The sequence below is a fragment of the Xylanibacter ruminicola 23 genome (assembly GCF_000025925.1).
Classification (GTDB): domain Bacteria; phylum Bacteroidota; class Bacteroidia; order Bacteroidales; family Bacteroidaceae; genus Prevotella; species Prevotella ruminicola.
On record NC_014033.1, the window covers coordinates 2,301,690 to 2,314,455 of the forward strand.

At 47.7% G+C, this 12,766-nt stretch carries 13 protein-coding genes; 11 read left to right on the plus strand and 2 right to left on the minus strand.

The genetic code is table 11. From position 1 onward, the window contains the following. Window positions 1-58: 58 nt before the first annotated feature. From PRU_RS09890 to PRU_RS09935, 10 genes are all read left to right on the plus strand, one after another. A complete protein-coding gene (locus PRU_RS09890) occupies window positions 59-463 on the plus strand; it encodes an START-like domain-containing protein (protein WP_013063194.1) in 405 nt (134 codons plus the stop codon). An 87-nt stretch (window positions 464-550) separates the two neighbouring features. Then, complete coding sequence (locus PRU_RS09895; RefSeq protein ID WP_013065150.1) at window positions 551-2,539, plus strand: LptF/LptG family permease; 1,989 nt, start codon at window positions 551-553, stop codon at window positions 2,537-2,539. A 30-nt stretch (window positions 2,540-2,569) separates the two neighbouring features. After that, window positions 2,570-3,781 carry a bifunctional 3,4-dihydroxy-2-butanone-4-phosphate synthase/GTP cyclohydrolase II gene (locus tag PRU_RS09900; RefSeq protein ID WP_041386080.1) on the plus strand — a complete coding sequence of 404 codons (1,212 nt, stop codon included), beginning with the start codon at window positions 2,570-2,572 and terminating at the stop codon, window positions 3,779-3,781. Window positions 3,782-3,883: 102 nt separating this feature from the next. Beyond that, entirely contained in the window at window positions 3,884-5,077 is a 1,194-nt protein-coding gene (locus PRU_RS09905; RefSeq protein ID WP_013063435.1) for a pyridoxal phosphate-dependent aminotransferase, read from the plus strand. A gap of 117 nt (window positions 5,078-5,194) precedes the next feature. After that, window positions 5,195-6,025, plus strand: a complete 831-nt coding sequence (locus PRU_RS09910) for a MotA/TolQ/ExbB proton channel family protein (RefSeq protein WP_013065435.1) — start codon at window positions 5,195-5,197, stop codon at window positions 6,023-6,025. A gap of 42 nt (window positions 6,026-6,067) precedes the next feature. Further along, entirely contained in the window at window positions 6,068-6,685 is a 618-nt protein-coding gene (locus PRU_RS09915; RefSeq protein ID WP_013065030.1) for an ExbD/TolR family protein, read from the plus strand. Window positions 6,686-6,692: 7 nt separating this feature from the next. Beyond that, on the plus strand, window positions 6,693-7,358 hold the full coding sequence (locus tag PRU_RS09920; RefSeq protein WP_013064302.1) for an ExbD/TolR family protein: 666 nt from the start codon (window positions 6,693-6,695) through the stop codon (window positions 7,356-7,358). A gap of 22 nt (window positions 7,359-7,380) precedes the next feature. Next, on the plus strand, window positions 7,381-8,214 hold the full coding sequence (locus PRU_RS09925) for an energy transducer TonB (RefSeq protein WP_013065441.1): 834 nt from the start codon (window positions 7,381-7,383) through the stop codon (window positions 8,212-8,214). A 20-nt stretch (window positions 8,215-8,234) separates the two neighbouring features. Next, window positions 8,235-9,194, plus strand: coding sequence for a PstS family phosphate ABC transporter substrate-binding protein (locus tag PRU_RS09930; RefSeq protein WP_013064523.1), 960 nt, complete (start codon window positions 8,235-8,237; stop codon window positions 9,192-9,194). A 75-nt stretch (window positions 9,195-9,269) separates the two neighbouring features. After that, complete coding sequence (locus PRU_RS09935; protein ID WP_013063888.1) at window positions 9,270-10,694, plus strand: tetratricopeptide repeat protein; 1,425 nt, start codon at window positions 9,270-9,272, stop codon at window positions 10,692-10,694. A gap of 176 nt (window positions 10,695-10,870) precedes the next feature. On the opposite strand, the gene PRU_RS15720 is transcribed toward PRU_RS09935, so the two are convergent. Continuing rightward, window positions 10,871-11,038 carry a 4Fe-4S binding protein gene (locus PRU_RS15720; protein WP_013065171.1) on the minus strand — a complete coding sequence of 56 codons (168 nt, stop codon included), beginning with the start codon at window positions 11,036-11,038 and terminating at the stop codon, window positions 10,871-10,873. Between the two features lie 171 nt (window positions 11,039-11,209). On the opposite strand from PRU_RS15720, the gene porT reads away from it, so the two are divergent. After that, entirely contained in the window at window positions 11,210-11,917 is a 708-nt protein-coding gene (gene porT, locus PRU_RS09940) for a type IX secretion/gliding motility protein PorT/SprT (protein WP_013065400.1), read from the plus strand. A 2-nt stretch (window positions 11,918-11,919) separates the two neighbouring features. On the opposite strand, the gene PRU_RS09945 is transcribed toward porT, so the two are convergent. Then, window positions 11,920-12,762, minus strand: a complete 843-nt coding sequence (locus tag PRU_RS09945) for a bifunctional metallophosphatase/5'-nucleotidase (protein ID WP_013063822.1) — start codon at window positions 12,760-12,762, stop codon at window positions 11,920-11,922. Between the last annotated feature and the right edge of the window lie 4 nt (window positions 12,763-12,766).

Below are 12,766 nucleotides of genomic sequence, written 5' to 3' on the forward strand. Positions count from 1 at the left end.
ATTTGTAATTTTGCCGCATAAAACAAGACTAAAATTAGTAATTCTAACCCAAAAACATATGGGAAAGCAGAAAATAGACATCGAATATCCACTGGCCACAACTTCGCCAGCAATCATCTGGGAACAGATTAGTAGCGCTCACGGTTTGGAGCGCTGGTTTGCCGACCACGTGAACGAAGAGGATGGAGTTTTTACCTTTACCTGGGGAGAGCCTTGGACAGAACAGGATGTGCGACAGGCACACGTAGTTGACGCTATCAAGCACGACCACATCCGTTTAAAATGGGACTACGAGGACGAGGAAGACGACGAATCATACTGGGAAATGAGCATACAGAAGAGCGATCTGACCCACAACCTGAATCTGGTGATTACAGATTTTGCCGACGATGACGATATCGATGGACTGAAAATTCTGTGGGAGAGCAGCCTCGACCGTCTGCACCGTGCCAGCGGACTGTGAAAAGGTGAAAAAGATAAAAATATTATAAATAAGGTGTGATTCTTAATTTTTATTTGTAATTTTGCAGCCAAAATTGCAAAATAGCAAATGTTTCGAATCAAGAAGCTAGATATATTTATAGCCAAGCAATTCGGCTTACTGTTCGTAGGAACGTTCTTCATCTGCCAGTTTGTGCTGATGATGCAGTTCCTGTGGCGCTACGTCGATGAGCTGATTGGTAAAGGTCTTTCGCTTGAGGTGATGGCCCAGTTCTTCTGGTATATGGGCTTGATGCTGATGCCTCAGGCATTCCCCCTGGCCATACTGTTGTCGTCGCTCATTGCCTTTGGTAACTTAGGTGAGAGCTCGGAGCTTACAGCCATCAAGGCTGCAGGCATATCACTTATGCAGGCATTCCGCTCGCTCATCATCATATCGGTGCTGATGGCAGGCATATCGTTCTACTTCCAGAACGTGGTAGGTCCACGAGCCAATCAGGACTTCTACCGCTTGTTGCTGGGTATGAAGCAAAAGAGCCCTGAACTTGAAATCCCCGAGGGCGTGTTCTACGACGGTATCCCAGGCTCGAACATCTACGTACAGAAGAAAGACCTGAACACAGGTATGCTGTACGGCATTATGATTTACCGCATGACGGGCAGCTACGAGGATCAGGCCATCATCCTGGCCGACTCGGGTATGATGCAGAGTACAGCCGAAAAGAAGCACCTGCTGCTTACACTGTATAACGGCGTGTGGAACGAGAACATGCGCTCGCAGGACCTGGCAGGTACAGCCGATGTACCCTACCGCCGCGAGACTTTTGTTACCAAGCGCATTGTACTCGACTTTGACAACAACTTCAGCATGGCCGATATCAACGATATTGCCGGCGATGCGCGTGCAAAGAGCTTAGGAAAGATTATGCACGATAAGGATTCGCTGCAGGAGTTTAACGACAGCGTGGGCCGATCGTACTACATAGATGGTAAGCGGTTCTACTTCAGAACCAACGAGGTATCGGCCAGCGACTCTGTCAAGATATCAAAGCTGGTAGCCGAGAACAACGAATCGCTCGACTCGATGTTCACGAAGCTGAACGATGGCAAGAAAAAATCGGTTCTGCAGACAGCTCTCAACAGTGCACAGTCGTGTGCTACCGATCTGGAGATGAAGGGCGCTTATGCCAACAGTCTGCATCGCTATTTCCGTACGCACCAGATTCAGGCCATCCTTAAGTTCACGCTGGCACTCACCTGTATCATCTTCTTCTTTATCGGAGCTCCATTGGGTGCTATCATCCGCAAAGGTGGATTGGGCGTACCAGTTATTATTTCGGTATTGGTATTCATTGTGTACTACATTCTGGACAGTACCGGACAGAAGATGGCACGCGACGACCAGTGGACCGTGTGGTACGGTATGACGATATCAACCGTGGTACTGGCCCCTATCGCCTGCTTCTTTACCTACAAGGCTAACAACGACTCGGTGGTATTCAACATCGATATGTACAAGCAGGTGTTTATGCGCATTCTGGGATTGCGCACCCATCGCCACATCTATCGCAAGGAGGTGATTATCGAGGATCCTATCTACGCACTCGACTCGTACCACCTGCTGCAGATCAGCGAGCAGATCAAGCAGTACAGCGAGGAGCACAAGCTGCTGCATCTGCCTAACCCCATCCACGTATTCTTCCGTCCTGGCGACGACCAGACCATCGAGAAGATTGTGGGTCAGCTGGAAGATGTTATCGACGACTTGGCCAACACCAAGGACGCACAGATACTGGGCTACCTGAACCACTACCCCGTAGTGGCCACCCATGCCCACACCCGTCCGTTCCGCCGCAAGTGGCTCAACATTATTTCGGGTTTGATTCTGCCATTAGGCATATTCTTCTACTGTCGCATGTGCCGTTTCCGCCTGCGTTTGCGCAAGGATCTGAACCGCATTCTCGAAACCAACCAGTGGGTACTTGAGCGCGTGGCCGTATATGCGGCACCCGCCCCCAAAACCATGGAAGATTTGGAGAACATGCCATTTATAGCCGAACTGGTGCGTGATTCTGAGACAAGAAAACATAAGGATTAACTACTATATATATAAATAAGGTGTAAGAAAATGGAAGAGATGAAGTTGAACAGCATAGAAGAGGCCGTAAAGGACTTCGAGCAGGGTGAGTTCGTAATTGTAGTGGATGATGAAGACCGCGAGAACGAGGGCGACCTGATTATCGCTGCCGAGAAGATTACAGCAGAGAAAGTGAACTTCATGTTGAAACATGCACGTGGTGTGCTCTGCGCTCCCATCACCATTGAGCGATGCAAGGAGCTCGACCTGCCACATCAGGTGCAGGACAACACCTCGGTTCTGGGTACACCCTTTACCGTTACAGTCGACAAACTGGAGGGTTGCACCACAGGTGTAAGTGCCCACGACCGTGCCGAAACCATCAAGGCACTGGCCGACCCAACATCAAAAGCCGAGACATTCGGACGCCCAGGACATGTAAATCCTCTTTACGCCCAGGACAACGGTGTGCTGCGTCGTAGTGGACATACCGAAGCCGCCATCGATCTGTGTCGTATGGCAGGACTCTATCCTGCAGGTGCACTGATGGAGATTATGAACGAGGATGGTACCATGGCCCGTATGCCCGAGCTCATGGCCTTTGCCAAGGAGTGGAATCTGAAGATTATCAGCATTAAAGATATGATTGCCTACCGACTGAAGAAGGAATCGCTGATTGAGGTGGGCGAAGAGGTGGACATGCCAACCGACTACGGTCACTTCCGCCTGATCCCCTTCCGTCAGAAGAGCAACGGTCTGGAGCACATGGCGCTGATTAAGGGCGAATGGAAGGAGGACGAGCCCATCCTGGTACGCGTACACTCATCGTGTATGACTGGCGACATCCTGGGCAGCAAGCGCTGCGACTGTGGTGAGCAGCTGCACAAGGCCATGCAGGCCATCGAGAAAGAGGGCAAGGGCGTGGTGATCTACATGCAGCAGGAAGGTCGTGGTATCGGCTTGATGAACAAGATTGCCGCCTACAAGCTTCAGGAAGAGGGACTGGACACCGTGGATGCCAACGTGCACTTAGGCTTTAAGCCCGACGAGCGCGACTATGGTTGCGGTGCCCAGATGCTGCGCCACATCGGTGTGCACAAGATGCGCCTGCTTACCAACAACCCCGTGAAACGCGTGGGATTGGAGGCATACGGCCTTGAGATTATCGAGAACGTACCCATCGAGGTTACCCCCAACCAGTACAATCTGCGTTATCTGGAGACCAAGAAGAACCGTATGGGACATACGCTCCACCTGAAATAACTCACAATTTGTCGCAAATTCACCTTAGGAAAGTGAAAAAGTGGCACATTTATTTCGTATTCAAAAATAAAATGCGTAATTTTGCACAAAATTTTTAATCATATGGCACAATTATCTAATCGTCTGCAGCGTCTGGCTCCATCGGCCACGCTGGCAATGTCTCAGAAAAGCTCCGAAATGAAGGCGCAAGGTATCGATGTTATTAACATGAGTGTTGGAGAACCCGACTTCAATACCCCCGACGCTATTAAGGAAGCTGCTAAGAAGGCAATAGACGACAATTTTTCACGTTACTCACCAGTACCAGGTTATCCCGATCTGCGCAAGGCCATCGTAGCTAAGCTCAAGAACGAGAACCAGCTCGACTATACTGTAAATGAGATTCTGGTAAGCAACGGTGCCAAACAGAGCGTGTGCAACGCCGTAATGGCTCTGGTTAACGACGGCGAAGAGGTGATCATCCCCACCCCATACTGGGTAAGCTATCCCCAGATGGTACTGCTGGCTGGTGGTACACCAAAGTTCGTAGAGGCCGGTTTCGACCAGAACTTCAAGATGACTCCCGAGCAGCTCGAGGCAGCCATCACCCCCAAAACACGCATGATTATCCTCTGCTCGCCCAGCAACCCTACGGGCAGCGTGTACAGCAAGGCTGAACTGAAGGCGCTGGCAGATGTAATCCTGAAGCACGACGACCTGTTTGTGCTGGCAGATGAGATCTACGAGCACATCAACTATATCGGCAAGCACGAGAGTATCGCCCAGTTCCCTGGCATGAAGGAGCGCGCCATCATCGTAAACGGTGTATCAAAGGCGTATGCTATGACAGGATGGCGTATTGGCTACATTGCCGCCCCAGAGTGGATTGTAAAGGGCTGTAACAAGCTGCAGGGCCAGTATACCAGTGGTCCATGCTCAGTAAGCCAGAAGGCCGCTGAGTTTGCTTACGTAGCCGATCAGCAGTGCGTAGAGGATATGCGCCAGGCATTTGAGCGCCGCCGTAACCTCATTGTCAAGCTGGCTAAGGACATCCCCGGACTGGAGGTAAACGTGCCCGAGGGCGCCTTCTATCTGTTCCCCAAGTGCAGCAGTTTCTTTGGCAAGAGCGATGGTGAGACAACCATCAATAACTCTACCGATTTTGCTATGTATTTGTTGGAAAAAGGTCACGTAGCAACCGTTGGTGGTGATGCGTTTGGCGACCCTGAATGCTTCAGAATGAGCTATGCTTTGAGCGATGAAAACATCGTAGAAGCAATGAAGCGCATCAAAGAAGTGGTAGCAAAACTAAAATAATTCGGAAATTCATAGTTAAAATGTATTAATTAGGCTTGTATTCCGCTTTATTTTGCTACTTTTGCGAGGTGAAACAAATCTTTATTTATTTATAATAACTAAAAAATTAATTATTTTATGGCAACAACAACAAAGGCTGCAGCCCCAGCCAAAAAGAATTCGGGCTTTGGTGGTATTAAGGCAGCATGGATTATCCTGGTAATTTGTGCATTAGCTGGTTATGGTGTATGGTACTTCGTAATGGGTAACCCCGACAACTTCGTTGGTGGCGATCGCAGCGGTCATCCTGCAAACCTGCTGGGTACTGTTTATAAGGGAGGTTTCGTAGTAGGTCTGATCCTGACTCTTCTCTTCACCGTTATCTGCCTGGGTATTGAGCGTTTCTTCGCTATCAAGACCGCTTCTGGTAAGATCAACCTCGCTAAGTTCACTGCACAGGTTAAGGAGCTCATCAAGGCTCAGAAGTTCGACGAGGCTGACAAGCTTTGCGACAAGATGCAGGGTTCTGTATCTAACGTAGTTAAGGCTTCTATCGCCGCTTATAAGGACGTTGAGGGTAACGACACTCTGAAGAAGGCTGCTAAGGTTGCTAAGATCCAGCAGGCTCACGAGGAGGCTACTCAGCTTGAGATGCCTACTCTGCAGATGAACCTCCCAATGGTTGCTACCATCGTATCTCTGGGTACTCTGACCGCTCTGTTCGGTACCGTACTTGGTATGATCGGTTCGTTCCAGGCTCTGTCTGCTGGTGGTGGTGCTGACTCTATGGCTCTGTCTGCAGGTATTTCTGAGGCTCTGGTTAACACAGCTTCTGGTATCTTGACATCATGGGTAGCTACCGTAGTTTACAACTTCTTCTCAAACAAGATCGACAAGCTGACATACGCTCTCGATGAGATTGGTTACACAATCGCCGCTACATACGATTCTAACCACAACGAGGCTTAATTTTTTACCATTCATTTATTAACGCATTAAAGCAATTAGAGAATGGCAAAAATTAAGATACAGAAAAAAGACATCTGGATTGACATGACGCCAATGTCAGACGTGATGACGCTGCTTCTGTGTTTCTTTATGTTGACTTCAACATTCTTGACACCAGAACCAGTTCAAGTCACAGCGCCTAATTCTGTGTCTGAGGTTAAGATACCAGAGCAGGACGTGCTCAACATTCTGGTAACTCCAGAGGGACGCATCTTCTGTGGTACCGAAAACAAGAACAACATGCAGGCCATGTTGGAGACCATGACAGACAAGTTTGGTATCCAGCTGAACGCCAACCAGATCAAGCACTTCCGCGAGGATGCTATGGTTGGAGCTCCAATGGCTCAGCTTGGTAACTATCTGAACCTCGATACAGAAAAGATGGGTGAGGCAATCCAGAAGCTCGGTCTGCCGCTTGATAGTATCAACGGTGGTAAGAGCGAGTTCCAGGAGTGGGTTACAGCAGCCCGCGAGGCTAACCCCGACATCAAACTCGCCATCAAGTGCGATTCTAAGACTCCTTATGCTTCAATTAAGAAGTTGATGTCAGAGCTCCAGGATATGAGCGAGAACCGTTTCCAGCTGATCACGAATCTCGATGTTAAACGTTTAAACGACTAGTAGTATTATGGCAAAAAAGAATCTATCAAAGCAGAAAAAGATGGATACCCGCGTGAACTTCACGCCAATGGTAGACATGATGATGCTTCTTATCACCTTCTTCATGCTGTGTACTACACTGGCTAAGCCGCAGGCTATGCAGCTTACCATGCCGTCAAACGACGACACCAAGCAGATGAACGAAGAGGATAAGCAGGTAACAAAGGCTTCTCACACTATCACACTCTATCTGGGTGCTAACGATAAGGTTTGGTATGTAGCTGGTCTGCCCAACTACGACGATCCTTCATGCGTAAAGCCAACCAGCTATGGTAAGGATGGTATCGAGAAAGTTCTTAACGAGCACACTACTGAAGAGGGTGTTAACCCCGTAGCCAAGATTAAGATGGCTAAGAAGGAGCTCGATGCTAAGAAGAATGAGTATAACTCAAAGATGACCGACGAGCAGTATCAGGAGGCTCTGAAGAAGCTGAAGAAGGGTGAACTGCCCTCAGGCGAGAAGGTGCCTACTATGACCGTCATCATCCGTCCTCTCAACTCAGCTACCTATGAAAATATGGTTGCTGCGCTCGACGAGATGCTCATTAGCAATATTGATAAGTATGTGATTGACAATGTCGACAAGATGAGTGACGACGATAAGGCTCTCATCGAGAAGGCAGGCGTCAAGTAACCCCTAAAATGTAGAATAGACTATGGCAAAAATAGATCTTATTGACAACAGCTGGGTCGACCTCGTATTCGAAGGTAAGAACCAGGCATACGGAGCTTATCAATTGCGCAAGAGCACAGGTACACGTAACCTGAAGGCACTGATCACAATGTTCGTTGGTTTTGCTATCATCGCAGCCATCGTCATCGCTAAGGTGTCTATCGATAATTACATGGCCTCTCGTAACGCTGCTATCGAAACCGACGTAGAGCTCGCCAGTCTGGCTGAGAAGAAGGAGGCTAAGGTAGAGCGCAAAGATGAGCCCGAAGTTGAGAAAATTGAGGTAGAGAAGGTAAAGAGCTCAGTAGCCTTCACCGTTCCTGAGATTAAGAAAGACTCTGAGGTTAAGGAAGACCAGGAGATGAAGTCACAGGAAGAACTTCAGGAAACTAACACTGCAATCGGTGCATTCGATGTAAAGGGTGACGACGATGCAGCTGGTGAGGTACTGAAGGTTAAGGAAACTATCGCAGAACCCGAGCCACCAAAGGTTGAAGAGACCAAGGTATTCGACGTGGTAGAGGAGATGCCTCAGTTCCCTGGTGGTAGCTCAGCTCTGTTCGAGTATCTGTCTAAGAATATCAAGTATCCAGTAGTAGCCGAGGAGAACGGTGTACAGGGTCGTGTAGTTGTAACCTTCGTTGTAGAGCGTGATGGTTCTATCACCGACGTTAAGGTTGTAAAGAGCGTTGACCCATCACTCGACAAGGAGGCACAGCGCGTTGTTAAGTCAATGCCACACTGGATTCCTGGTAAGCAGAACGGTAGCGCAGTACGTGTAAAGTACACCGTACCTGTAACATTCCGCCTGCAGTAATTGCTCAACAAAATTTTGAAATGAACGCATTCAACAAAATATATCATTTAGTTGGATTAACACTGATATTAGGCTTGTTCCCTGGATGTGGGAACAAGCCTAATCCTGAAAAGGAGCAAGCATATCAGAAGGCTGCCAGCATACTGACGGCCGACGAAAGTTTCTTCCCCATCATCGATGAGGAACTATATTATTTTACCAATCAGACCCTCGACTCTATCACACCCGTTTACATCAACGAGCAGGATGCAGTTAAGAAGCTGATGAAACAGGAAACATGGTTGGCATTCACCACACGCGACTTTACAAAGAAAGAGCGCCAGGACCTGATTGCCCAGAAGTTCCTGCCAAGAGCCATCCCCATCGCTTACGACGGACTGGCCATTATCGTAAACAACTCAAACCCCGACTCGTGCATTACCATCAAGGATTTTGCACGTATCCTGAAGGGCGAGATTACCAAGTGGGACGAGATTTACCCACAGAACAAGCTGGGAGTCATCGACGTGGTATTCGACAATCCACTCTCGAGCACCGTTCGCTGGTGTGTTGACTCTATCCTTGGTGGCAAACAGTTTAAGGCTCCAAACATTGGAGCTGCCAAAACAAGTGCTGCCGTTATCGACTATGTTGAGAACCACCCCAACTCACTGGGTATCATCGGTTCGAACTGGCTGAACGACAAGCGCGACACCACCAACGTTACCTTTAAGAAGAATATAACAGTGATGGGCGTTTCAAAGCTCGACTCAGCAACGAAGCATAACAGCTGGAAGCCCTATCAGTACTATTTATATAATGGCAACTATCCCCTGCGCCGCACTATCTACGCCCTGCTGAACGATACCCGCAACGGTGTACCAAGCAGCTTTACACACTTTGTGCAGCTACCCAAGGGACAAAAGATTATTCTTCGCTACGGATTACTGCCACGCATAGCCAATATGAACATTAGAGATGTAATTGTAAACAATAAATAATTTAAACCAAATTCTAATCAAAACGTCATAAAAGAGAGAACAATAAACAGAATGTAGAACTTAAAAACAGAAATTATGAAAGCAATTAAATATCTAGTTATGGGTGCGTTGCTGACAGGTTTCAGCGCCACCGCTAATGCACAGGAAGCAGAGCTCAATGCAGCTCTCGACGGTATTAAGTCAAAGGCTCCCAATGTAGCCGAGTTAGCAAAAGCTGCCTACAAGAAGAACAAGAAGGACGCTGCTGCGCTGATTAAGATTGGTCAGGCCTTCTATGCTCAGAAGGACACAGCAAATGCCCGCTTGTTTGCCAACTACGCTAACGAAGCTGGTAAGCCTAAGTATCAGTTTGCTCCTGCCTATCTGCTGTTAGGCGACATCGAGTCGGCTTACGGAACAGATGGTGGTAAGGCTGCAGGTTACTACAACCAGGCTATCACTTTTGACCCAAAGAATCCTGAGGGTTACAAGAAGTGGGCTATGGTATATCGTAAGATCAGCCCAAGTCAGGCTGCCAAGAAGCTGCAGGAAATGAAGGCTCAGTGTCCCAACGAGGATGTTGACGCTATCACAGCTCACATCTACATGCTGGCTGGTGATGAGAAGCAGGCTTACGAGAACTATGCCAAGGCTAACATCGGCAAGCTGGATAAGCTGGGACTGAACGAGTTTGTACGCGCCAGCTACTTCACTGGTCACTTCCAGGATGCACTCCGTGCTGCCGAGGCTGGAATCAAGCTCGAGCCACGTAACCCAACATTCAACCGTTTGGCTATGTTCTCAAACTACGAGCTGAAGAACTACGAGGCTGCTAAGGCTTACATCCACAAGTACTTCTTCGAGACCGACAGTGCCAAGGTATCTGAGTACGACCACTTCTACACAGCTCTGATTTATCAGGCTCTGGAGGATAAGGCTAACATGTACACGCACTATGACAAGGCTCTTGAGCTGGTTAACGATCAGTCAATGATCAAGCGCTGGGCTATTCTGAAGAGCGTATCAGACTCTTATCTGAAGGACAAGGAGTTCGACAATGCCATCAAATACTACGATCAGTATCTGGCATGTAAGCCCGATGTTAACTCTGACGATATGGAAGGTGTAGCAAAGATCTACTCTAAGTACGCTGACGAGGACGAGGCTCGCAAGGCTGAGTTCATCAAGAAAGCTATCGAAGCTTATCGCGCTATGGCCGAGAAGTTCCCTGTACAGAGCACATACGCTGCTTACCAGTGCGCTACAATGAACAACAAGCTGGATAAGAACGGTGAGAAGGGTCTTGCTAAGCCCGACTACCAGAAGGTTGTAGAGCTGCTCGAGTCTAAGGCTGATCGCACTAAGGGCGAGGATATCATGCTGAAGTACAGCTTACACTACCTGATGTCGAACGCTTTCCTGTATGGTAAGAATAAGGCTTTGGCTAAGGAGTATGCTAACAAGATCCTGGCTATCGACCCAGAGTATCCTGCAGCTAAGCAGATTCGTGATCTGAAGTAATTCAAGCATTACAATACAAAGAAAGAGGTGTTCAGCAAAGAACATCTCTTTTTTTGTGATTATTTTCCAAGTTAGAAAATGGTGTTTTCTAAGTTAGAAAACATCGGTTTCCAATAAAGAAAACAGGTGTTTCCTTATTGGAAACACCTGCTATACTTTCAATATGTCCTATCTTATTAGGGAAGGCTGATAGCCTCAGAGGGACAAACAGAAGCACAAGTACCACACTCTGTGCAGAGATCGGGGTTGATAGAATACTTCTCACCCTCAGAAATAGCCTCTACTGGGCACTCACCCTGACATGTACCGCAAGCGATGCAGTCGTCACCAATTACATATGCCATAATTCTTAATCAATTAAATTGTTAATACTGTTAATACTCACTTTTAATGATGCAAAGGTACGATAAAATTTTGTTCATACCAAACTTTAGGTAGAAAATTTAAGTAATTTATACAATGTCGAAATAAGATTTTATATAATAAGATGACCATTTTTGCGTTATTATATATGTATGAGACTTAGAATTCTATCCATCATAGCAGCACTCTGCATCGCCACAAGCTGTGTAGCCCAACGACGATACGTGATACAGCACAAGCCATATATCGACTTGCGCCCTATGCACTTTGGTATTGCAGTAGGCATGAACCTGCAAGATATTGAGTTTGAAACCGAAGCTCCAATCGTGTGCGATGCCGACCGCTGGAATACCGGATTCTCGGTAGGTGTACTGGCCGACATGCGCCTATCCAACAATCTGAACCTGCGCATCGTACCCACCATGCACTTTGGTGCCAAGCACCTAACCTTGCACAAGTTGGACGAGACAGACACGCATGGCAACCCAAGAACTGAGACACAGGACCTGAAGAATACCTATCTTTCGGTACCCGTCGACCTGAAGTTCTCGGCCCAGCGATGGAACAATATCCGCCCTTACATGCTGGCAGGTGTTAACGGCATGGTGAATCTTACCAACAAGAGTCAGGAGATAGTGCAACTGCAGCGTACCGACCTGATGCTGGAAGTTGGCTTGGGATGCGATCTGTATCTACCCTTCTTCAAACTGGCACCCGAATTGAAGTTCTGCTATGGATTAGGCAACAGGATCGACAAAAGTCACGTAGCCGATATCAAGGACGACTATAAAAAAACGTATGCCAACTCGATTAAGAGCGGGCATACGAAGATGATTGTATTAACGTTCTACTTTGAATAAACTTACTTCTCGAACGTAAGCACCATTTTGCCGATAAACACGCCGTGCTTACCGTTCTGGTCGTCAGGAATCTGCTTGCCAGTCTTATCAGGTGCGTACTCCAGTGTGGGCATGTAAGTGTGGGTATGTCCACCCAGCACCAAGTCGAGTCCCTGCACCTCGCTCATAAACTTATGATCGGGATACTCAGAAATCGCCCAACCTAAGTGTGAGAGACAGATAACCACATCGCACTTCTCGCGACGGCGCAGGATATCGATATACTTCTTCGATGTCTCAATAGGATCGAGGAACTTGACGCCTTCGCAGTTCTTATTAGCCACAAGTCCCTTCATAGGAGCACCCAGAGCATAAACACCAATCTTCAAGCCATTACGCTTCAGGATGACATAATCCTTTACCAGACCTTCGCAAGGTGTACCTGTAAAGTCATAGTTCGAACAAACTACAGGGAAATTAGCCATACGGAACAGCTTGGCCATATTCTCCAATCCAAAATCAAACTCATGATTACCGATGGTAACAGCATCGTAGCCCATCTGATTCATCAAGCCAATCTCAACCTCACCCTTGAAGAGGGTATAGAAACCAGAGCCCTGCGAGAAATCGCCTGAGTCGAAGAACAACAGATCAGGATTCTGACGGCGCTCTTCCTTAATCATATTAATACGGCGTATAAAGCCACCGCGACCTGCCAGATCCTTATTATCAAGATTCTCGTTAAGCGGCATAATGCACGAGTGGGTATCGTTGGTGTGCAGCACTACAAGCTGCTTCTTGGTTTTAGCGCTGGCAGAAACAAAAGCCAGGAGCGCAACCATTATAATAAGATGAAATTTACGCATAGCT

Coding starts and splice junctions, on each gene's coding strand:
- PRU_RS09895 (WP_013065150.1), top strand. CDS start 551: ATGTTTCGAATCAAGAAGCTAGATATATTTATAGCCAAGCAATTCGGC.
- PRU_RS09945 (WP_013063822.1), bottom strand. CDS start 12,762: ATGCGTAAATTTCATCTTATTATAATGGTTGCGCTCCTGGCTTTTGTT.
- PRU_RS09915 (WP_013065030.1), top strand. CDS start 6,068: ATGGCAAAAATTAAGATACAGAAAAAAGACATCTGGATTGACATGACG.
- PRU_RS09890 (WP_013063194.1), top strand. CDS start 59: ATGGGAAAGCAGAAAATAGACATCGAATATCCACTGGCCACAACTTCG.
- PRU_RS09905 (WP_013063435.1), top strand. CDS start 3,884: ATGGCACAATTATCTAATCGTCTGCAGCGTCTGGCTCCATCGGCCACG.
- PRU_RS09920 (WP_013064302.1), top strand. CDS start 6,693: ATGGCAAAAAAGAATCTATCAAAGCAGAAAAAGATGGATACCCGCGTG.
- PRU_RS09935 (WP_013063888.1), top strand. CDS start 9,270: ATGAAAGCAATTAAATATCTAGTTATGGGTGCGTTGCTGACAGGTTTC.
- PRU_RS09930 (WP_013064523.1), top strand. CDS start 8,235: ATGAACGCATTCAACAAAATATATCATTTAGTTGGATTAACACTGATA.
- porT (WP_013065400.1), top strand. CDS start 11,210: ATGAGACTTAGAATTCTATCCATCATAGCAGCACTCTGCATCGCCACA.
- PRU_RS09910 (WP_013065435.1), top strand. CDS start 5,195: ATGGCAACAACAACAAAGGCTGCAGCCCCAGCCAAAAAGAATTCGGGC.
- PRU_RS15720 (WP_013065171.1), bottom strand. CDS start 11,038: ATGGCATATGTAATTGGTGACGACTGCATCGCTTGCGGTACATGTCAG.
- PRU_RS09900 (WP_041386080.1), top strand. CDS start 2,570: ATGGAAGAGATGAAGTTGAACAGCATAGAAGAGGCCGTAAAGGACTTC.
- PRU_RS09925 (WP_013065441.1), top strand. CDS start 7,381: ATGGCAAAAATAGATCTTATTGACAACAGCTGGGTCGACCTCGTATTC.